Origin of the sequence: Bacillus sp. DU-106 (assembly GCF_004799705.1) — a bacterium.
In the GTDB taxonomy this organism is placed as follows: Bacteria; Bacillota; Bacilli; order Bacillales; family Bacillaceae_G; genus Bacillus_A; species Bacillus_A cereus.
This window is the reverse complement of the sequence record NZ_CP026607.1, coordinates 1,267,050-1,286,028: the sequence shown is the minus strand read 5'-3', so window position 1 is coordinate 1,286,028 and position 18,979 is coordinate 1,267,050. Positions and strand designations below refer to the sequence as shown.

Here is an 18,979-nt window from a genome sequence, read left to right as displayed (position 1 = left end):
CTTACTTATCTTTTTTGCCATTGTGAAGTTCGGTTACGAAGTGCTTTCGTTCCCCATTCATATACAACTCTCACTACAATATTTGTAACAACAATAAGTACACTCATTGCAGCTGCTGGTGCTACATTTCCTGCATCATCCATATTTACGATTGATACGGCAGCTAGTTTAAAATCAGCTGCATATAGGAATACAACTGCCGATACAGTTACCATTGAATTTACGAAGTAGTACATTACCATTTCTAAAATTGCTGGTAAACACATTGGTACTGTTACTCGGAAGAATGTTTTATAAAACGGAATACCCATCGACTGCGAAACAAGCTCAAACTCTCGGTCTAATTTCTTTAAGGCAGTCGTTGCCGTGACAAATGTTACAGAATAAAAATGAATGATATTTACTAGTACTAATACAGCGATTGTTCCGTATAAAGAATGAAACGGATTCGTTACTGATAGTCCAAGAATTTGAATCGTTGGTTGACTAAAGAAAAAGACATATCCTAATCCGAGTACTAAACCTGGTATCGCTAACGGCACTATAGAGAAAAAGTAACCTGTTTTTCTGAAAAATTGTAGCTGGTCTATTTTCTCAATTGCATATGCGAATACAAATGTTAAAATCGCCCCAATAACTGCTGTAACTGCTGAAACAATTACGCTATTTTTAAATGCTTCAAGTCCATCTCCTGTTAAACTTGAAAAATTAAAATGCTCAAATGTAAAACTCATATTATATGGCCATACTTTCACACTTGCAGCAATACCAACTGCAACAAATAATAGAATGATCATAAGTGTAATCACACTACAATATATGAATGAGATTACATCTCTTTTCTTATTAGCTATTATTCTGTATGGTACTGCTTTTGAAGATAAGAAATTCGCCTGCTTTCTTTGCGTAATACGATCAACTACAAATGCGAATATAGCTGGGATTAATAAAATCATTCCGACAGTTGCACCCATCGGCATATTTTGCTGTCCAATTACTTGTTTGTATACGTCAGTAGCAAGCACATTATATTGACCACCAACAATTTTTGGTGCCCCAAAATCAGTAAAACTAAGTGTAAACACAACAAACATTGCACTAATTAATCCGTACTTTACAATAGGTAAAGTAACCGTGAAAAATTGCTTTGTTTTACTCGCCCCTAACATATTAGAAGCTTCATATAAACGATAATCAGATCCTTGGAAGGCAATTAGCAATATAAGAAAGGCTTGTGGAAATGTATACATAACTTCAGCTATTACAATTCCTACTGGTCCATATAAAGGGATTTGTATACCTTCAAATAAACCAAACATTCCTTTCGTTACTAGCCCTTGATTACCAAATAAATATGTAAGTGCTATACCGTGCATCATCGTTGGTGCGAACAATGGTAATAACGCTACATACTGAAATACACGCTTTCCAAAAACATTCGTACGGGCAATTGCATATGCGTAAACGAATGCGATTGCAACTGAAATAATTGTTGTTGCGCCCGAAATCCATACTGTATTTTGTAAAGACTGAACTAAAGTTGGTGTTGTGAAATATTTACTGAAATTCGCTAAACCAACGAAAACTCCATCTTTATTATAAAAAGCCTGTGTAAATAGTTGTAATAGCGGTAATACAAGTATGATAAGGAAAGAAAAAATCATACCGATAATTACGAGCCGTTGGATCCATTCCTCTTTCCCTATACTTCTCTTAATCTTTTTTTTCGTACTTTCTACCTTATAGTTTTCTAACATCTCCATCTATACAATGACCTTCTTTCCATATGACAACATATGATTTTCTGAGAAAGAGATTTGAATCGGCTTTCCTTTTCTAATAGCCGTTGCTTCTACTTCTGATGCTAATATATCCACTACAATTTTCTCATTATAAAGGTGTGTGTTTTCTTCTAAGACTCGCACTTCCGTCCGATATACAGATCCGCGAAATTCCATACTTTCCACAACTGTTTTAATACCGTCCTTTTGTACAATTGTTACATGTTCAGGACGAATTGCATGTTCTTCGTTATTTTTCGAAAAGAAATTAATAGAACCAATAAAATCTGCCACAAACGGATTGGCTGGTCTTTGATAAATCTCCTCTGGTGTTCCAATCTGCATAATTTCCGCATGATTCATTACAACAATTTTATCAGCCATTGTTAATGCCTCTTCTTGATCATGCGTTACCATAATCGTCGTTACTCCTATTTTCTCTTGCAAATCACGCATTTCCCTACGTAATTTTTCACGCACTTTTGCATCTAAAGCTGATAACGGCTCATCGAGTAACAAAATATCTGGAGACAGAGCGAGCGCACGTGCAAGTGCTACTCGCTGCTGTTGTCCACCAGACATTTGAGCAGGATATTTATCTTTTACATTCAGCAAATCTACAAGTTTTAACGCATCTAGCGCTTTCTCTTTCACTTCTGCTTTCCCATATTTTTTTGTCTTTAAGCCGTATTCAATATTTTCAAGTGCTGTTAAATTCGGAAATAAAGCATACGATTGGAAAACCATTCCGAAGTTTCTCTTTCCAGGAGGCAATGCTGTAATATCTTTTCCATTCACAGCTATACTGCCAGTCGTTGGTTCCTCTAGTCCCGCTAAAATGCGAAGCAACGTCGTTTTCCCACAGCCACTCGGGCCTAATAAACAAACAAACTCATTTTTGTTCACAGTAAAAGAAATATCTTTTAACGCTGTAAATGCATCAAACTGTTTTTGAATGTGTTGAATTGATAAATATTCGCTCATTTTTCTCTCTCCCACTCACTTACTTTTTCGGTTCTGCTTTTTGGCCAAACTCTTTTTCCCATTTTTCTAAAATTTTGTCACGATTTTCTGCTGCCCATTTAAAGTCATTCTTTTTATATAATTTTTCAGTAACATCTTTCGGGAATCCCTCTGGAAGTTTATAATCATTTTTAATTGTCGCAAATCCATTTTTCTCAAAGTATAACTTCATTACATCATCAGTAATTGCCCAATCTAAAAATGCTTGTGCTAATTTATCATTTTTCGCATTATCTTTCTTAATAAGTGCGTTCGCTTCTACTTCCCACCCTAATCCTTCTTTCGGCAGTACAACTTCAACTGGTGCACCTTTTTGTTTCTCTTTTAAAGCACTATAAACCATTGATACACCGACTGGATATTCACCTGCTCCTGCTAATTTCGCTGGTTTTGATCCTGAATGCGTATAACTTGCCATATTATCATGAAGTTTCTTCATGTAATCCCAGCCTTTATCTTCACCCATGATTTGTAGCCATGCAGAAACTGTTAAAAATCCTGTTCCAGATGATGCTGGATGTGGCATAACAAGTGTTCCTTTATACTCTGGTTTCGTTAAATCTTCATATGATTCTGGCATCGGTAAATTTTTCTTCTTTAACTCTTCTTTATTTACAGCAATCCCCGTCATAAATGCAGTATTTCCTACCCATTTTTCAGGTTGCTTATCATCTTTAAATTGTGGAAGAACACGATCTGCTCCTTTTGGAGAGTATCCTTTTAACATATCTTTTTTATCTAAAGCTAATAGACTTGATGCCGCAGTTCCCCATACAACATCTGCTTGTGTATTTTTCCCTTCAGCTAGCAATTTCGCAGTAATAACTCCTGTTGAATCACGTACAATGTTCAATTTCACATCAGGATATTTCTTTTTAAAGGAATCAAGATAAATTGGTACAAGCTCTTCTTCAATTGCTGTGTAAACAGTTAATGATCCAGATAATTTGTCATCTTTCACTTTCGCTCCAGCACTTTCTTCCTTCTTTGCACCACACCCCATTAATAACGAAAATACCATTCCAGTCGCTACAGCTTTAAAGATTGTTTTTTTCACTGTTTCTCTCTCCTTTTACAAATCTTATGTACAACTCAAATATAAACAACTAGTGTAAAAGCAGTATTAAACCAACATTAATCTTTTGTTTGTTGTTTGTTTTTGTGTAATACGTTGCTACTTCTATGTTTTTTCGCATTTTTCTGCTAATAGAAAACACTAAATTTACAAATAATTAAAAAAACCTTTATAATCCCACAAAAAAATGAGGCGTTTGTAAAAAACGCCTCATTTTTGTTTCCCTTTTTTTGAATTACGATTCGCATACTTTGCGCTATTTTCTCCTTCATACTCTAATGCAAATTCTGCATCTGGTAAGCTTTCTTTCGGAGTTTTATTATTATTGATTGCCGCATTTTGTTTCACTTTTCTTTTTACCAATACATTCACCTGCTCTCAAGAAATCACTTTCTACTCTAGTTTGAAACAACTTAAAATAATTATTACTGGCAAGTGTTAACAAGTACATAAGAGGCGTTAGATGGAAATACTACGTATGAAGAAATCATTATAAAAAGGAGCGATAATTTTGAAGAAAAAAGAAAAGATTCAATCACCAATTTTAGACGAAACGCTCCCGCATCAAATGAATTTTCCATCTTTTAAAGGAACAGGAAAAACGATGCAACAACCTTTTGTGAATCAATATGATGTTGTAATTGGAGACAGTAAATATAATTCCGAGAACAGTCCACTTAACAATTGGAGTGATAAAATAGATCCTGCCATTATGGCTGGCGATGAGTGGATCCATCCTACAAATGATATTGGGTGGATTTCAGAAGAAAATCAAGAGTTGCTAAAAAACGAAGCGGATAATAAAAATGAAGCTTTTATGCATCCACAATTTGGAATTAACGACTAAAAAACCATTCTACCTAACGTAGGTAGAATGGTTTCATACTATCCAATAATAATCCGCTCTTTCGGGTATTTATAGCGAGGTGGTTGTTCCCTTCCACCACTAGCTAAAATAAATGTTAAAATACCAACGCGTCCGATAAACATAAGCACAATAAGTACAAGTTTCCCAACAGTTGTTAAATCAGGCGTAACACCTGTTGATAGTCCCGTCGTTCCGAAAGCAGAACAAACTTCAACAATTAAGCTCATAAGCGGTACATTTTCCGTAATAGATAAAATGAATAGCGCAGTAGCACATAACAAAATCCCCATCGTCATAACGACAGATGCTTTCAGTACATCCTCTTCATGTAGCTGACGTTTGAAGACTCTAACTGTTCTACCACCCCTTGCAAAGGTATATAGTGACAATATACTAACAGCAAATGTTGTTGTACGTATTCCGCCCCCAACCGAACTTGGAGATGCCCCTATAAACATTAATATACTCATAAATAAAAGCGTCGGTTGTGACAATTCACGTATATCCATCGTAGCAAGTCCACCACTTCTCGTCGTCACAGATTGGAATAATGTATAAAATACAGTTTCATGCCATGACTTTCCTACTAAAAAATGATTTCTCTCCAGTAAAAAAATCATAATTGTACCAACAACAACGAGTGCAAAAAATGTTGTTGTCGTCAGTTTTGTAAATAATGAAAAACGGAATAATTGTTGTCTCCTTTTACTAAGGAATTGTTTCACTTCCATTAGCACAGGGAAACCAATCGCTCCTAAAATAATTAGTAACATATGAATCATTTGAACAATATAATCTTTTTTATAAGGAATTAATGATTGTCCTGTTAAATCAAATCCGCCGTTCGTAGTCGCACTAACAGCTGCAAAGAAACCGTGAAAATAAGCTTCTTTCCAAGTCGGAAAGTAAAGTAAAAATCTTGTACCTAATAGGATTGCTCCAATAAGTTCTATTGAAATAATTACAATCAAAATAGAACGCATCAATTCTACAAGACCCGATAAATTCCCTTGATTATGGTCTGCCATAATTAATCTTCTTCTTTGCAAACCAATCTTTTTCCCCGTAATGATCCAAACAAATGTACCAAGCGCCATAATTCCTAAGCCGCCTAATTGTAGAATAAGGGCTAAAACAATAATTCCTGCTGTAGTAAACGTATCTGAAATCGTAATAACAGACAGTCCCGTAACGCTTACCGCACTAACCGATGTAAAAAGCGCATCTATAAATGTCCATTTCACACCAGGCTTCGTAACAAACGGTAAACTAAGCAATATCACCGATACAACTACTGCTAACAAATAAAACAAAACGATGAGTTGTACAGGACGTAATTTTTGTAAAAACTTTTTTATATCTCTCATTCCATCACTTCGCTACCTTTTTTCTATCGATTAAATAAAGAAAAATCTTTACTTTCTTTATTTGTAAATAACTGCTCAAATAATTTGGCAAAGACCATTCCATATACAGTTCCATTACCTCCATACGGCAATGCGTAAAACAAATTATGTATCTTTTCGTCTTCTTTTAAAATGGGGAGACCATCATGAGTACCACCAAATGCGGCTGCCCAATAGTAGTCTGCCTGTATATTTTTATACTGCGGAAACATCTCTTTTACAATATTAATAAGGATATCACGCTTATGCAATAATTTCGTATCACCAATTGTTTGAATTTGCAGCGCTTCATCTAATCCGCCTACTATAATGCGGCTTCGATACGTTCGAAAATATAAGTAGGGCCGTGCCGTTTCCCAAATTAACGATCGCTCATGCCAGCCTTCAAACTGATCTATTTCATTTGTTACAATTGCATAAGAGGTGTCTACTGTTGTATTTTTTCTTTCTTTCTTTCCAAAAAGCGCTTCATAACCTGTCGCCATAATAATATTCTTTGCTACAATTTGATTTCCTATTTTCGTGTAACAAATTAAATCATTTTTACGTTTTTTTATATGTATTGCCTCTGTATGTTCATATATATTAGCTCCCATTTGATTTGCTTTATGCAAAAGACTGTGCGCTAATAAATACGGATTCACCTCGGCATCACCGTGTGTATATAATGCCGCTTGTTTTATAAAAGGATAACGTTTCTTAATATCAGATTCTGTAAAATACTCAACAGGAAATCCATAATTCTGCAACGTATTGTACTCCTCTTGTAAAAATGAGACATCCTCACTTTTACTTGCATAATATAAACTACTTCTCGGAATAAAATAGGGATCAATATCGAGAGTAGGTACCACTTTCTCCATTGTCCGTAACGCTTCGTAACACAGTTTATATGCTCGTACCCCTTTTTCTTCACCAAATGTATGGATAAGTGAGGTTAACGATTTATCATGAAGAAACTGTAATACACCTACATTTGCAAATGTACTACCACATGCAATTTCTCTTTTTTCAATAAGCATTACACTCATACCTATTTTCGCTAAAGAATACGCTATATGGGCACCTGCTTCGCCACTTCCGACTACAAGCACATCACATATCATATCATTTCCTAACGGTGGATAACAAGGTACTGAAACTCCTGTATTCCAAAACAACTTACCTGTCATAAGTTTCATAATTATACTCCTAAAATATAAATTTCTCCTTTCTATGTTTTGTTATTTTTCATAAAAAAATCCAACTAACATAGGCTAGTTGGATTTTTTATTTTTAATTAGAACGCTCTTCAAGCCAATTTCCAATCGTCGGATATGTTTGTTTTACAGCTGTTCCACCGTAAACGATAGACATATGCCCTGTTGGTAAACATACATATTGTTTATCTGTGCTAGAAATATGGTCTAGTAATGCTTCTACTTGACATGGCAAAGCGATATGATCACGTTTCCCGGAAATATTTAAGACATTCGCCTTAATATTTGCAAGATCTACCTTTTGTCCGCGAATAACGAGTTCACCCTTAACCAATTTATTATTTTGATAAAAATCACGAATCCACTGTCTGTATGATTCACCTGGGAACGGAATACCATCACCAACCCACTTTTGAACCAATCTCCAGCTTTCGACGAAGCGTTCATTCTCTGAACGATCTACTAGAGCAACATATGGACCAACAAAGTTCGTAATTGGCTTTAACATTTTGTTTCCGAAATCAATCATTTCTGGCGGAATATTTCCAAATGTATCAACCGCTTTATCTAAATTGAAGTATTTCTCATCTAATAAAGGACCATACAATCCTGTTTCAGAGAAATCAAAAGGACTTGTCATGAAAATTAAATTACGAATTGGCATGTGCGGATGAAGCGCTGCATAAATAGAAGTTAGCGTTCCACCCATGCAATAACCAAGTAAAGAAATCTCGTCCGATTTTGCAGTTCGCATTACTTTTTTTACTGCTTTTGCAATATAATCAAACACGAAATCATCAAATTTCAAATGACTATCTTCTAAACCAAATGTGCCCCAATCAAGCATATATACATCAAAACCACGATCCACTAGATATTCCACTAAACTATTTCCAGGAGTTAAATCCATAATATATGGTTTATTAATAAGAGCATATATTAACAGAATTGGAACTCTTTGTGTTTTTTCTTGTTTTGGAATGTAGCGATAAAGCTTCGTCTTATTCTTCGTCCAAATAACCTCTTTCGGCGTTAATCCGACTTGCGGCTCTGGTTCACGTAATAAAATTTCACTCGCCCTTTTCACTCGGCGGTATGCTTTTCGGTACTCTTCTGGGTATAGCTCTAATTGCTTTTCCCATTCTGTTGCGAATGTAGTCATTTTTCTATCTCCTTTTTGGTCGATTTCCTTCTTAAAAAAAAAGAAGTGCATTCCTGCTATGGATATGCACTTTTTTCTTACTTCATTACATATATAATCCGCCGTTAATGTTTAATTGTTGACCTGTGATATACGCACCGTCACGGCATAGGTATACTACACCTTTTGCAATTTCATCAGCTTGACCAAAACGTTTTTTCGGGATTTTTGCAACGATTTTTTGACGTACTTCTTCTGGTACTTCTGCTACCATTTCAGTATCAATAAATCCTGGGCAAATAGCATTTACAGTGACATTTGTTTTTGCAAGTTCTAACGCTAATGATTTTGTAAATCCTAACATACCCGCTTTTGCTGCTGAGTAGTTTGTTTGGCCAAATCCACCTGCTTGACCAATAATAGAAGAAATGCTAATAATTCTTCCTTCTTCTGCTTCCGTTATGTATGGAAGAACCGCACTTGTCGTATTAAATACGCTGCTTAAATTCACGTCAATTACGCGCTCCCAATCTTCACGATTTAACTTTTTGAATGTACGGTCTCTTGTAATACCAGCATTATTAACAAGAATATCAACTTTACCAAAATGATTCACAGTTTCTTCTACAAGTCGGTTTGCATCTTCTACTTTAGAAACATCCGCTTGCACTGCATAAACGTCATGTCCTTCTTTTCCTAATTCATTTACTAAATTTTCAGCTGCTTCTTTACTGCTATTATAGTTAATAACTACTTTCGCTCCCTCTTGTGCTAATGCTACTGTAATTGCTTTTCCAATTCCTTTTGCTCCACCTGTTACGATTGCTACTTTTCCATTTAATTGAACCATTTCTTTTCCCCCTTAAATGAATTTGTGAACGATTGTTATGAATCATTTTGGTACTCATACTATAGAGTCCATATATAATTATGTTTCGCTGTTTATACGTGAAAAGAGATTCTCCCTCTCTCTTTTATCTGTTATAAACAAGCGCTTTTATCATTTTTTATTTTCTGGTTTATTCGCAGGCTTTACCTCTTCTTTTACAGGTACTTGTAGTTTAGCTAGTACTGCATTTTGCTTTTCTAGCAATTCTAAAATTTGATCTACTTTTGTTTCAAGCGTACGAATATCTTGTTTTACTTTCGTTACATCACGCTTTAATGTAGGAGCTTGCCCTAAAGAATCTACTTTCTCCTCTAGAAACTCCTCAATGTTATCTACTTTATTTTCTAAGTTAATAACAAGCGTAGCCACTCTTGCGATATCCTCTTTCGTCGGCACATTTACTTGTTCTAAATAGTTTTTTGTCGTATCATTTAATGCTTTTTGATAAAACAAATTCAAATCTAGAACGCTGCCCATCCAAGCAGAATATTCTTCTGTTTTAATTGTTTCATTGAGCGCTTTTCCCCAAAATGTTTCGGTTTGTTCATAAGCATTTTTCCATGCTTGTAGTGGATCGAATTTTTGATCAATCACTTTACCTACACTCCCTTTTTCGTTTTTGAAACAATTCAACCTATTCACTATTTTCTAATATTCTGAATAAAACTTCAAGTCTATATTTTATTTTTTTCTATTTTCTAACAAATGTGTTGACTTTAAAAACAGATAGGTGTAAATTGCACTTATAAGCAAAAAATTCCATCTAACTGATTCATGAGGTGATGCACAATCATGCTACAAAATGAACCAGAACAACGCGAAAGTTTGGAGAGCAACCAAGCGAAACAACCAAACTCCATGCCAAAAAACTTCTTAGTTCCCTTCTTACTTCTCTGTCTAAAAGACTGGAGTCTTCATGGTTACAAACTTATTCAAATGCTAATGGATATCGGCTTTTCTTCTGTTGACCAAGGTAATGTTTATAGAACACTACGCAAATTAGAAAAAGAAAACCTTATTTCTTCTACTTGGGATACAAGCGATGGAGGGCCGGCAAAAAGAATTTATTCTTTAACTGAATATGGAGAGCAATATTTAACAACATGTGCGACTTCTTTTGAACATTATCAAAATATGTTGCGAACGTTTTTCACGTTATACACCAATGCATTCTTTCCATTTTCTACTTCTCCAGAAAAGGATGAAAAGGATTCTTCATCTTCACCTGGTGGTACAGCAGAGTAATCTGCGTTCACAATATGCAAAAAAACATTTGGGGGTCAAACAATGGAAACTAAACCATACGAATTAGTCGATGCATTTTGGAAAAACTGGTCTCAATCACTTTCCCTTTTCTCTTCAGCTGGGAAGCAATTAGAGCAACTTACTTTAGAAACATTAAAACAACAACAAGACGCTTTGCATAAATTAACATCAGGAGTAGATGAACTAGAAAAAGAACTACAACAACTCACTGCTCAGTTCAATAACCAATATACAGATTACGTGAAACAATTAACTGGAAACTCCTTAAATGATCAAATTAACGAGTGGCAGGACAAATGGAAGGAACTTTCTGCTCATATGCATCAGCTTACTGTTTCTCCTACAAAAACATCATTGTCAATTCTTACCCAAACAAGCGGCCAATTTGAAGAAACAACAAAACAATTTATTGAGCAACAACAATTACAACGTGAAGAGGCTCAAAAACAGTTAGAGGTTTTTTTGGAAGAGTTCAAGTCAAAACAGTTGGAACTCGCAAAAAAGTTCGAGGAAAACTCAAAAAATCTATTTACTTCCATCAAGTAAGAAAAATGTGGGAGCTAACCGCAGCACAAACAAAACTCTTTCTTCCTCCTACTACATCAAGATGGCTAACATTTTTCGATATGGAAAAGAAGGAGGACAAAATGAATCCATTTCAAGAAGCACAAACTGTTCCGGAGCTTCGCTATGATGAGATTCAAGTCGGTGATCAAGCATCCCTTACAAAAACAATTACAGATGAAGATGTTATCAATTTTGCAAAATTGACTGGGGATGTGAATCCTATTCACATTTTAGATTCTTTTGCAAAAACGACAATGTTTAAAGAACGTATTGCTCACGGTATGCTCGTTTCGAGTTTTATTTCTACCATCCTTGGAACGAAACTCCCAGGCAAAAATACGATTTATTTATCCCAAAATGTTTCATTCCGTGCCCCTGTCAAAATCGGTGATACACTTCGCGTTGTGGCAGAGGTTATTAAGAAGCGTGATGATAAAAAAATCATTACGCTGCAAACAAACATATATAATCAATCAGATGATATTGTCGTGGAAGGAACAGCGACAATACTAAAAAAAGAGTAGCAAATTTGCTACTCTTTTTTCTATCCAAGAACTTCTAATCGCACCGATTACTTCCGCGTATGAGTACGTCGTTTCCACATAAAATAACGTTACCAGTTTAGATAAGAACTTAGCTGAACTGGACTACTCATAAGGATGTGTATCAACATGGTAAAAACAAACAAATTATTAGTTCCAGGTGCAGAACAAGCACTTGAACAATTTAAATATGAAATTGCACAAGAATTTGGTGTAAGCTTAGGATCTAATACAGCATCTCGTTCTAACGGTTCAGTTGGCGGTGAAGTAACAAAACGTCTTGTTGCTTTAGCTCAACAACAATTACGTGGATAATAATATAACATATGGCTTAGAGGCAGATATTCTCTGCCTCTTTCTATTTTCAACATACATAATGGTGCTTTTTCACATACTAATCAAAACGAAAGGAGCGATCTGTAAAATGAAACGGATTAATATTAGCATGAGCCCTCCCCGCGTTCTTACTTTGTCTTTTCTTGTATTATCAGTTGTCGGCACATGTTTATTAAAACTACCCATTGCTACGACAACTTCCATTTCATGGCTCGATGCCTTATTTACAACCGTTTCCGCTTGTACTGTTACTGGACTTGGTGTTGTAGATACTGGAAAAGTATTTACTTTGTTTGGACAATGTGTCATTTTAACGCTTATACAAGTTGGCGGGCTTGGCATTATGAGCTTTGCTGTCTTAATTGCGATTATGCTCGGAAGAAAAATCGGTCTTCAAAATCGAATTTTACTGCAACAAGCATTAAATCAAACGAATATCGGCGGCATCATCCGTCTTGCCAAAGCATTATTTTTATTCTCTTTTACAGTCGAATGTATCGCTACTATAATTCTTTCTTTTGAATGGGTACCAAAATATGGGGTTATGAAAGGGATCTATTATAGTTTTTTCCATTCAATCTCAGCCTTTAACAATGCTGGCTTTTCTGTGTGGAGCGATAATTTAATGTCCCATTCTCATAGCATTCTTGTCAATCTCGTCATTTCCTCTCTCATCATCTTAGGGGGAATTGGTTTTACAGTAATCGTAGACATAAAAAGAAAGAAAAACTTTAAAAACCTTACACTACATTCAAAACTTATGCTCTCTTCTACTCTAATCGTCAACATTATTGCTACCCTTTTTATTTTTATATTCGAGTTCCATAACTCCCTTTCTATGAGAGGTTTTACCCCATTTGAAGAAGGATTGGCCTCTTATTTTCAAGCAATTTCAACGCGAACTGCCGGGTTTAATACTGTTGATATTTCTACATTGTCAAAACCTTCTCTCCTATTAATGATGCTCCTTATGTTTATTGGTGCTGGTAGCGCTTCAACTGGTGGTGGGATTAAGTTAACAACATTTTTAATCATATTTTTTGGCGTATTTAAATTTTTACAAGAACAAGAGGATATTGTCGTATTTAAAAAATCCATTAAAGATACTCTCATTGTCAAATCATTAACCATTACTATTATTTCCATTTCATTTATCTTTTTTGCTATTTTAATTTTGAGTATTACTGAGCGAGTTCCTCTATTGATGAGTGCTTTCGAAGTATTTTCAGCATTTGGGACTGTTGGCCTCAGTATGAATTTAACACCCCACTTAACTATAATCGGAAAAGCTATTATTATCTTTATGATGTTTTTCGGGAAAATGGGTCCTTTAACATTGGCTTTTTCATTTGCTCGTAAAAAGAACCTGAAAATAAAATATCCGAATGAAGATATTTTAACAGGTTGACAACCGTATAAATTATCCATATAATGAGAATACAATAACATATCTCCAAAGGGGAGTAGCGTCCAAGAATATTTCTTGGAAACAAAGTCGTCATTACGTAGAACTTAGTTCTTCCGGCTTTGTTGGCATTTTTTATTACATATGTCTAGCAAGACCTTTGCCTATTAACGGCAGAGGTCTTTTTTGCATTCACTTCCAGATTTTTCCAAAGTTAATAGGCAGGAGTATGGGGAAACTAAATAGTGGGGAAATTCTTCACTTATTTAGAACTTATAGAAATGAGAGGAGAATGTACATGGATGTATCATTATTATTGGAGTATGGTTGGGTATTACTCATCCTAATTGCACTTGAAGGGATTTTAGCGGCTGATAACGCTCTTGTTCTTGCAATTATGGTAAAACATTTACCAGAAGAAAAACGAAAGAAAGCACTATTTTATGGATTAGCGGGGGCATTTGTTTTCCGATTTGGATCGTTATTTATGATTTCGTTCTTAGTCGATGTATGGCAAGTGCAAGCAATCGGTGCCATCTACCTTATGTTTATCGCTGGTAATCACTTATTTAAAACATATGTTAAAAAGAATACAGATGAAGAAACAGAAGAAAAAGAAGCAAAGAAAAAACAAGAGAACTTTTGGTGGACTGTATTTAAAGTTGAGGTTGCTGATATCGCCTTCGCAGTTGATTCAATTTTAGCTGCTGTTGCACTAGCAATGACTTTACCAAAAACAGGATTAGGTACAATTGGTAGTCTTGATACTGGGCAATTCGCTGTTATCTTTGTAGGTGGACTTATCGGATTAATCATTATGCGATTTGCAGCAACTGCTTTCGTACAAATCTTAAAACGTAAACCAGGACTTGAAACCGCAGCATTCTTAATTGTAGGTTGGGTTGGTGTGAAGCTAGCAGTTTATACATTAGCACACCCTGCATTAAATGTAATTCCACATTCATTCCCAGAATCCACTCCGTGGAAGCTTACATTCTGGATTGTATTAGTCGGAATCGCAGTTGGTGGTTGGTTCTTCTCAAAAGAAGTAGAAGTAAAAGTAGAAAAGAATTTAGACGAAAAAGCGCTGTAATTACAGCGCTTTTTCTTTTTTCTTTCTTCCTCTCAATGTCCAGAAAAAATTACATTATACTACCTTTTGTAAACGTTTTCTTAATGTATGTATGTCCTTTTTGTGAAACATTGCACAAACTTATTGAAAGTGAGAACAATTCCATGTACTTTATTCATATAAGGAGTATTTATAGAAGATTTACTAAAGGAGCGTATTACTCATGCTAGAACAAGGACTAGATTATGTTGTCAAACTGGCTAAAAGCAAAAAGAAAATACTAGATACAAACCCAATGCAATATTTCATTCGTGCTGCACTTGCGGGTATTTATATCGGTTTTATTATTGTACTATGTTTTAAATTAGGTAACTTTTTTCACATTGCAGATTCACCAGCAACTTATTTAGCTGCTTCTATGTTTTTCGGGATTGCTCTCGTACTTATTATATATGGCGGTGCTGAATTGTTTACTGGGAACACAATGTACTTTACTGTAGCAACTTTAAGAAAAGAAACAACGATTTCTGATACACTACGTAACTGGGTTGCTTGTTATGCAGGTAACTTAGCCGGCGCGTTATTCTTTGCCTTACTATTTTACGCAACTGGAATTTTTGAAGCAATTGATCACGGTCACTTAATGAATAAAGTCGTTGAAGGAAAGATGAACACACCTACAATGCAGTTATTCTTTAAAGCCATTTTATGTAACTGGCTCGTATGTCTTGCTTGTTTCTTACCTTCTCAGGTTAAAGGTGACACAGCAAAAATAATAGTCATGATGCTACTTGTTTTCACATTCTTCTTATCTGGTTACGAACATAGTATTGCAAACTTATCACTCTTTGCTTTATCTTTAGTTTCACCGCACCCTGAGACAATTTCTTTTTCAGGTGCTATTCATAACTTAATTCCTGTTACAATCGGTAACATTATTGGCGGATCAGTATTTGTCGGTATGGTATACCACTACTTAACAAAGAAAACACCTGAAGTTCAACAGGAAGAAACTGAAATCGCAGTAGCTCAACAAGAAGAGATTATTCCTTTACAAGCACATATGAAACATTAAAAACTCCAAAGTTTTACTTTGGAGTTTTTAGCTTCCCACGTATTTAACAACAAGGTGAGGATTAATTTCTCCTTCTTCCTTTCCCTTATCCATTCTCTGTTTCATCTTGTGCATACCGATGACATCATTCGTATGAAGGTGAATTTCATTTACATATAATCCCTCTGTACAAAAAGCTTCTACAAAATCTAGTCCATTTTTTGCTCCCCAGCCCATATTATAATCAAGGGAAAGAATATTCACATCATAATCCCGAACCATTTGCAAGGCACATTCTACTGTAGTTGCGGACACATACCCGAACGGGCAACTTCTTTGATCATCCATATATACGTTCATTTTCGATTCCCTCTCTAATTTGAATAAACAGCTAATACATAGCACATTGCCCCAAGACTAATAAAAGGACCAAATGGAATTGGCTTTCGTACTTCTATACGTTTTAATCCGATACCAATCCCGAAAAAACAAAGACTAAAACAAGATGCTAAAAATAAAACGATAAAAACGCCCTTCACTCCTACTATAAAACCAAGTAACGAAAGTAGTTTTATATCTCCTCCGCCAAGCCCTTCTGGATATATCTTTTGCATGCAATATAACAAAAGGAATATAACACCACTACCAACTATACTATCTGTCCAAGTAACTAATTGTACAAAAACACTTTCGAGAATGAGTAAAACCGCAAACGAAATTAAAATACAATCAGGAATTAACATATATAAGTAATCTGTAACTGAAATAATAAGAAGTAGCGAAAAAAGGGATAAAATGATAATAAGTTCTTGTTCTATTCCAATCATATACAAGGTAAGAAGAAATATACTTCCTGTTATACATTCAAATGCTACATATATAATTGGAATTTTCCTCTTACAATTCGTACAACAGCCTCTTTGTATATAAAATGAAATGATGGGGATTAGTTCTTTTGGCCTTAGCACATATTTGCAATAATAACAATGTGAACGCGGGGTAATAATAGACGCACCTAATGGAACCCTCACCGCAACTAACATAAAAAAAGAACCAAACACCATCCCTGCTAACAGTGCATATAAATAAGTGAACATCCCTTCCTCTCCTTTCCCAAAAAACATAGCAAAAAAAGGAGAGAACTTCTACTTCATATTATCCTTTATTCTACTAAAAAAGCAGGCCATTTTCTGGCCTGCTTTCCCCTCTTTTATACGATGAAATATACTGCTTTTAATGGTCCATGTACTCCGACAACAAGATTCATCTCAATGTCAGCCGAGTTACTTGGCCCTGTAATAAAGTTAATACAAGATGCCGCTGTCTCCCCATTTTCTACGCGTGAGTTCATATCCTGAACTGCTTGTGTAATACGAGGCACAAGTGTTTCACGTGGAATAATAGCAAAATATACAGTCGGTAAAAAGTGTAAAGAACGTCCCTGCCCTTTATGACTTTGTACAACAATTGTACCAGATTCGGCTAATGTATAATCACTAAATGCAATACCAATATTCGCTTTTTCAGCTAAACGCATATTTTCGTCTTTTCTCTCTGGATCCCATACGTTTACTTCAACGTCTCGCTTTGGAAGTTCTTCTTTAAATAAAGATGTTAAACCATATGCATCAAAACGATCATCTGCTGATAATAAAATAGGTCCCCCGCCGTTTTCCATGATTACTTTTTGAAGGTCTTCACCTAAACGGTCATTTGTCGTTTCTACTACAGTTGTATGAATGTTTGTACATTGCTTTTTAAACACTTCTAGTAATTCTTCTTGTGAATAATCTTTTAACGTTTCTATATTCACATTACTTTTCCATACTGGACGCTCTACACCTTCTGTTTTACGTGCGCGCCCAAGTTCTTTTGCAATGTTATCTAGAAAGGCATCACGGTTTTGAATTAATCCTGTCATTATTTATCCCCGCCTTTCTTATGATCTTTATACCAATCACGGAATCGTTCTTTACTTGGAGCTGGGAATTCACGAATATCCGTCCAGTTTTTAAGTGGTCCAACACCTTTTGATACACGATTACCAGATGTAAATGGACTCATTGCCGCTGGTGCCATTTTTGAACCCATTTTATATAAAGCAGCTGAAGAAGCACCCATACTAAACATTTTCATCGCTAGTTTTTCTGCAAGTGGTGCACGACCTTCTTGCTCAACGATGACTTGACGATGCTTTAATAATAAATCATGCAACGGAATTTTTACTGGACAAGCTTCTGTACATGCTCCGCATAAACTAGATGCATAAGGAAGCTCTTTGTAATCATCATATCCACCTAGAAGCGGTGTTAATACCGCACCGATTGGTCCTGAGTAAATCGATCCATATGAATGTCCACCAACGTGACGATATACAGGACATACGTTAACACAAGCAGCGCAACGAATACATTGTAATACGGAACGGAATTCAGATCCAAGAATTTGAGAGCGACCATTATCAACAACCACTAAATGGAATTCTTCAGGTCCATCAACTTCCTCTTCTTGAATTGGTCCTGCTACTGTTACATAACTTGTTAATTTTTGACCTACTGCACTACGACATAGTAAACCAACTAAAACATCTAATTCTTCCATTGTCGGAACCATACGTTCCATACCCATTACCGCAATTTGTGTTTTAGGAATTGACATAACAAGATCTGCATTACCTTCATTCGTTACTAAACAAAGAGATCCAGTATTGGCAACAGCAAAGTTACAACCAGTTACACCAATTTCTGCATCCATAAATTTCTCACGAAGTTGTTTACGAACAAACTTTGTCATTTCATATGGGTCATCAGAATTTTCATAGCCTAGCTTTTCTTTAAATACATCGCGAATTTGCGTTCTATTTTTATGAAGTGCAGGTGCAATAATATGTGAAGGTGGATCATTATCTACTTGCAAGATATACTCTCCTAAGTCACTCTCTAATACTTCACAGCCAATCTCTTCAAGCGCATGGTTCATACTAATTTCTTCTGTTACCATCGACTTTGATTTTACTACTTTTTTCGCTTGTTTCTTTTTGGCAACGTCTTGAATATACTTTGCAGCTTCCTCTTTCGTCTTCGCAAAGTACACGTGCCCGCCTCTTTTTGATACATTTTCACTTAACTGCATTAAGTAATAATCCAGATTTTCTAACGTATGTTGACGAATTTGTTCACCTAGTTCACGCCACTCTTCCCAGTTTCCTAATTCATCTGCAGCTTTTAAGCGATTCGTATATAAACGCGTTTGTGCAGAAGATACTGCTCCGCGCATAAACGAATCTTGAATTCCATCACCAACGCGATCATTAAATTTTTTCTCACTGATTTTCATAGACATAGCTTATGTTCCC

General features: G+C 35.5%; 21 protein-coding genes. 8 read left to right on the top strand and 13 right to left on the bottom strand.

The genetic code is table 11. The annotated features are described in order from the left end of the window. Positions 1 to 5 precede the first annotated feature (5 nt). The 4 genes from C3Y97_RS06630 to C3Y97_RS27770 form a co-directional block, all read right to left on the bottom strand. Positions 6 to 1,763, bottom strand: a complete 1,758-nt coding sequence (locus C3Y97_RS06630; RefSeq protein ID WP_136363210.1) for a putative 2-aminoethylphosphonate ABC transporter permease subunit — start codon at positions 1,761 to 1,763, stop codon at positions 6 to 8. After that, positions 1,764 to 2,765, bottom strand: coding sequence for a putative 2-aminoethylphosphonate ABC transporter ATP-binding protein (locus tag C3Y97_RS06625; RefSeq protein WP_000006197.1), 1,002 nt, complete (start codon positions 2,763 to 2,765; stop codon positions 1,764 to 1,766). Between the two features lie 19 nt (positions 2,766 to 2,784). Beyond that, positions 2,785 to 3,861: a putative 2-aminoethylphosphonate ABC transporter substrate-binding protein gene (locus C3Y97_RS06620; protein WP_000750893.1), complete on the bottom strand. Its 1,077-nt coding sequence runs from the start codon at positions 3,859 to 3,861 to the stop codon at positions 2,785 to 2,787. A gap of 228 nt (positions 3,862 to 4,089) precedes the next feature. Further along, positions 4,090 to 4,242: a hypothetical protein gene (locus tag C3Y97_RS27770; RefSeq protein WP_000240799.1), complete on the bottom strand. Its 153-nt coding sequence runs from the start codon at positions 4,240 to 4,242 to the stop codon at positions 4,090 to 4,092. 148 nt (positions 4,243 to 4,390) lie between these two features. Between C3Y97_RS27770 and C3Y97_RS06610 the strand changes: the two genes are divergently transcribed. Next, positions 4,391 to 4,726, top strand: coding sequence for a DUF3905 domain-containing protein (locus C3Y97_RS06610; RefSeq protein WP_000726025.1), 336 nt, complete (start codon positions 4,391 to 4,393; stop codon positions 4,724 to 4,726). Positions 4,727 to 4,764: 38 nt separating this feature from the next. Here the strand turns inward: C3Y97_RS06610 and C3Y97_RS06605 are convergent, their stop codons facing one another. From C3Y97_RS06605 to phaR, 5 genes are all read right to left on the bottom strand, one after another. Continuing rightward, a complete protein-coding gene (locus C3Y97_RS06605) occupies positions 4,765 to 6,114 on the bottom strand; it encodes a TrkH family potassium uptake protein (protein ID WP_001204705.1) in 1,350 nt (449 codons plus the stop codon). A 23-nt stretch (positions 6,115 to 6,137) separates the two neighbouring features. Then, positions 6,138 to 7,334, bottom strand: coding sequence for an NAD(P)/FAD-dependent oxidoreductase (locus C3Y97_RS06600; RefSeq protein ID WP_000772574.1), 1,197 nt, complete (start codon positions 7,332 to 7,334; stop codon positions 6,138 to 6,140). 94 nt (positions 7,335 to 7,428) lie between these two features. Then, on the bottom strand, positions 7,429 to 8,514 hold the full coding sequence (gene phaC, locus C3Y97_RS06595) for a class III poly(R)-hydroxyalkanoic acid synthase subunit PhaC (protein ID WP_000206336.1): 1,086 nt from the start codon (positions 8,512 to 8,514) through the stop codon (positions 7,429 to 7,431). A gap of 85 nt (positions 8,515 to 8,599) precedes the next feature. Then, positions 8,600 to 9,343, bottom strand: a complete 744-nt coding sequence (locus tag C3Y97_RS06590) for an acetoacetyl-CoA reductase (RefSeq protein WP_000250414.1) — start codon at positions 9,341 to 9,343, stop codon at positions 8,600 to 8,602. Between the two features lie 150 nt (positions 9,344 to 9,493). Continuing rightward, entirely contained in the window at positions 9,494 to 9,976 is a 483-nt protein-coding gene (gene phaR / locus C3Y97_RS06585; RefSeq protein ID WP_000566942.1) for a polyhydroxyalkanoic acid synthase subunit PhaR, read from the bottom strand. A gap of 198 nt (positions 9,977 to 10,174) precedes the next feature. On the opposite strand from phaR, the gene phaQ reads away from it, so the two are divergent. The 7 genes from phaQ (at position 10,175) to C3Y97_RS06550 (ending at position 15,645) form a co-directional block, all read left to right on the top strand. Continuing rightward, on the top strand, positions 10,175 to 10,627 hold the full coding sequence (gene phaQ / locus C3Y97_RS06580) for a poly-beta-hydroxybutyrate-responsive repressor (protein WP_000939955.1): 453 nt from the start codon (positions 10,175 to 10,177) through the stop codon (positions 10,625 to 10,627). Positions 10,628 to 10,669: 42 nt separating this feature from the next. Then, on the top strand, positions 10,670 to 11,194 hold the full coding sequence (gene phaP / locus C3Y97_RS06575; protein ID WP_016124304.1) for a polyhydroxyalkanoic acid inclusion protein PhaP: 525 nt from the start codon (positions 10,670 to 10,672) through the stop codon (positions 11,192 to 11,194). Positions 11,195 to 11,295: 101 nt separating this feature from the next. Continuing rightward, entirely contained in the window at positions 11,296 to 11,739 is a 444-nt protein-coding gene (locus C3Y97_RS06570) for a MaoC family dehydratase (protein WP_001067916.1), read from the top strand. Positions 11,740 to 11,886: 147 nt separating this feature from the next. Next, the gene (locus tag C3Y97_RS06565; RefSeq protein ID WP_000241212.1) at positions 11,887 to 12,072 is read left to right on the top strand and encodes an alpha/beta-type small acid-soluble spore protein; all 186 of its coding nucleotides are present in this window, start codon (positions 11,887 to 11,889) and stop codon (positions 12,070 to 12,072) included. Between the two features lie 109 nt (positions 12,073 to 12,181). Next, on the top strand, positions 12,182 to 13,501 hold the full coding sequence (locus C3Y97_RS06560) for a TrkH family potassium uptake protein (protein WP_000822360.1): 1,320 nt from the start codon (positions 12,182 to 12,184) through the stop codon (positions 13,499 to 13,501). 295 nt (positions 13,502 to 13,796) lie between these two features. After that, positions 13,797 to 14,591, top strand: coding sequence for a TerC family protein (locus C3Y97_RS06555; protein WP_000383314.1), 795 nt, complete (start codon positions 13,797 to 13,799; stop codon positions 14,589 to 14,591). 202 nt (positions 14,592 to 14,793) lie between these two features. Continuing rightward, positions 14,794 to 15,645 carry a formate/nitrite transporter family protein gene (locus C3Y97_RS06550; RefSeq protein WP_000893025.1) on the top strand — a complete coding sequence of 284 codons (852 nt, stop codon included), beginning with the start codon at positions 14,794 to 14,796 and terminating at the stop codon, positions 15,643 to 15,645. Between the two features lie 27 nt (positions 15,646 to 15,672). On the opposite strand, the gene C3Y97_RS06545 is transcribed toward C3Y97_RS06550, so the two are convergent. The 4 genes from C3Y97_RS06545 to C3Y97_RS06530 form a co-directional block, all read right to left on the bottom strand. Continuing rightward, the gene (locus C3Y97_RS06545; RefSeq protein ID WP_001103770.1) at positions 15,673 to 15,984 is read right to left on the bottom strand and encodes a cyclic-phosphate processing receiver domain-containing protein; all 312 of its coding nucleotides are present in this window, start codon (positions 15,982 to 15,984) and stop codon (positions 15,673 to 15,675) included. 14 nt (positions 15,985 to 15,998) lie between these two features. Then, positions 15,999 to 16,721 (bottom strand): prepilin peptidase, encoded by a 723-nt coding sequence (locus C3Y97_RS06540; protein WP_136363208.1) that lies wholly within the window; start codon positions 16,719 to 16,721, stop codon positions 15,999 to 16,001. A gap of 113 nt (positions 16,722 to 16,834) precedes the next feature. Further along, positions 16,835 to 17,545: a LutC/YkgG family protein gene (locus C3Y97_RS06535; protein ID WP_000147187.1), complete on the bottom strand. Its 711-nt coding sequence runs from the start codon at positions 17,543 to 17,545 to the stop codon at positions 16,835 to 16,837. Then, entirely contained in the window at positions 17,545 to 18,966 is a 1,422-nt protein-coding gene (locus C3Y97_RS06530; RefSeq protein WP_000061930.1) for a LutB/LldF family L-lactate oxidation iron-sulfur protein, read from the bottom strand. The genes C3Y97_RS06535 and C3Y97_RS06530 overlap by 1 nt, the downstream gene beginning before the upstream one ends. Positions 18,967 to 18,979 lie beyond the last annotated feature (13 nt).

Bases quoted from the DNA above. Each gene is read 5' to 3' on its own strand.
- C3Y97_RS06540 (WP_136363208.1), bottom strand. From the start codon at position 16,721: ATGTTCACTTATTTATATGCACTGTTAGCAGGGATGGTGTTTGGTTCT.
- C3Y97_RS06545 (WP_001103770.1), bottom strand. From the start codon at position 15,984: ATGAACGTATATATGGATGATCAAAGAAGTTGCCCGTTCGGGTATGTG.
- C3Y97_RS06590 (WP_000250414.1), bottom strand. From the start codon at position 9,343: ATGGTTCAATTAAATGGAAAAGTAGCAATCGTAACAGGTGGAGCAAAA.
- C3Y97_RS06570 (WP_001067916.1), top strand. From the start codon at position 11,296: ATGAATCCATTTCAAGAAGCACAAACTGTTCCGGAGCTTCGCTATGAT.
- C3Y97_RS06560 (WP_000822360.1), top strand. From the start codon at position 12,182: ATGAAACGGATTAATATTAGCATGAGCCCTCCCCGCGTTCTTACTTTG.
- C3Y97_RS06630 (WP_136363210.1), bottom strand. From the start codon at position 1,763: ATGGAGATGTTAGAAAACTATAAGGTAGAAAGTACGAAAAAAAAGATT.
- C3Y97_RS06600 (WP_000772574.1), bottom strand. From the start codon at position 7,334: ATGAAACTTATGACAGGTAAGTTGTTTTGGAATACAGGAGTTTCAGTA.
- C3Y97_RS06565 (WP_000241212.1), top strand. From the start codon at position 11,887: ATGGTAAAAACAAACAAATTATTAGTTCCAGGTGCAGAACAAGCACTT.
- C3Y97_RS06550 (WP_000893025.1), top strand. From the start codon at position 14,794: ATGCTAGAACAAGGACTAGATTATGTTGTCAAACTGGCTAAAAGCAAA.
- C3Y97_RS06535 (WP_000147187.1), bottom strand. From the start codon at position 17,545: ATGACAGGATTAATTCAAAACCGTGATGCCTTTCTAGATAACATTGCA.
- C3Y97_RS06625 (WP_000006197.1), bottom strand. From the start codon at position 2,765: ATGAGCGAATATTTATCAATTCAACACATTCAAAAACAGTTTGATGCA.
- C3Y97_RS06530 (WP_000061930.1), bottom strand. From the start codon at position 18,966: ATGTCTATGAAAATCAGTGAGAAAAAATTTAATGATCGCGTTGGTGAT.
- phaP (WP_016124304.1), top strand. From the start codon at position 10,670: ATGGAAACTAAACCATACGAATTAGTCGATGCATTTTGGAAAAACTGG.
- phaQ (WP_000939955.1), top strand. From the start codon at position 10,175: ATGCTACAAAATGAACCAGAACAACGCGAAAGTTTGGAGAGCAACCAA.
- C3Y97_RS06555 (WP_000383314.1), top strand. From the start codon at position 13,797: ATGGATGTATCATTATTATTGGAGTATGGTTGGGTATTACTCATCCTA.
- phaC (WP_000206336.1), bottom strand. From the start codon at position 8,514: ATGACTACATTCGCAACAGAATGGGAAAAGCAATTAGAGCTATACCCA.
- C3Y97_RS06605 (WP_001204705.1), bottom strand. From the start codon at position 6,114: ATGAGAGATATAAAAAAGTTTTTACAAAAATTACGTCCTGTACAACTC.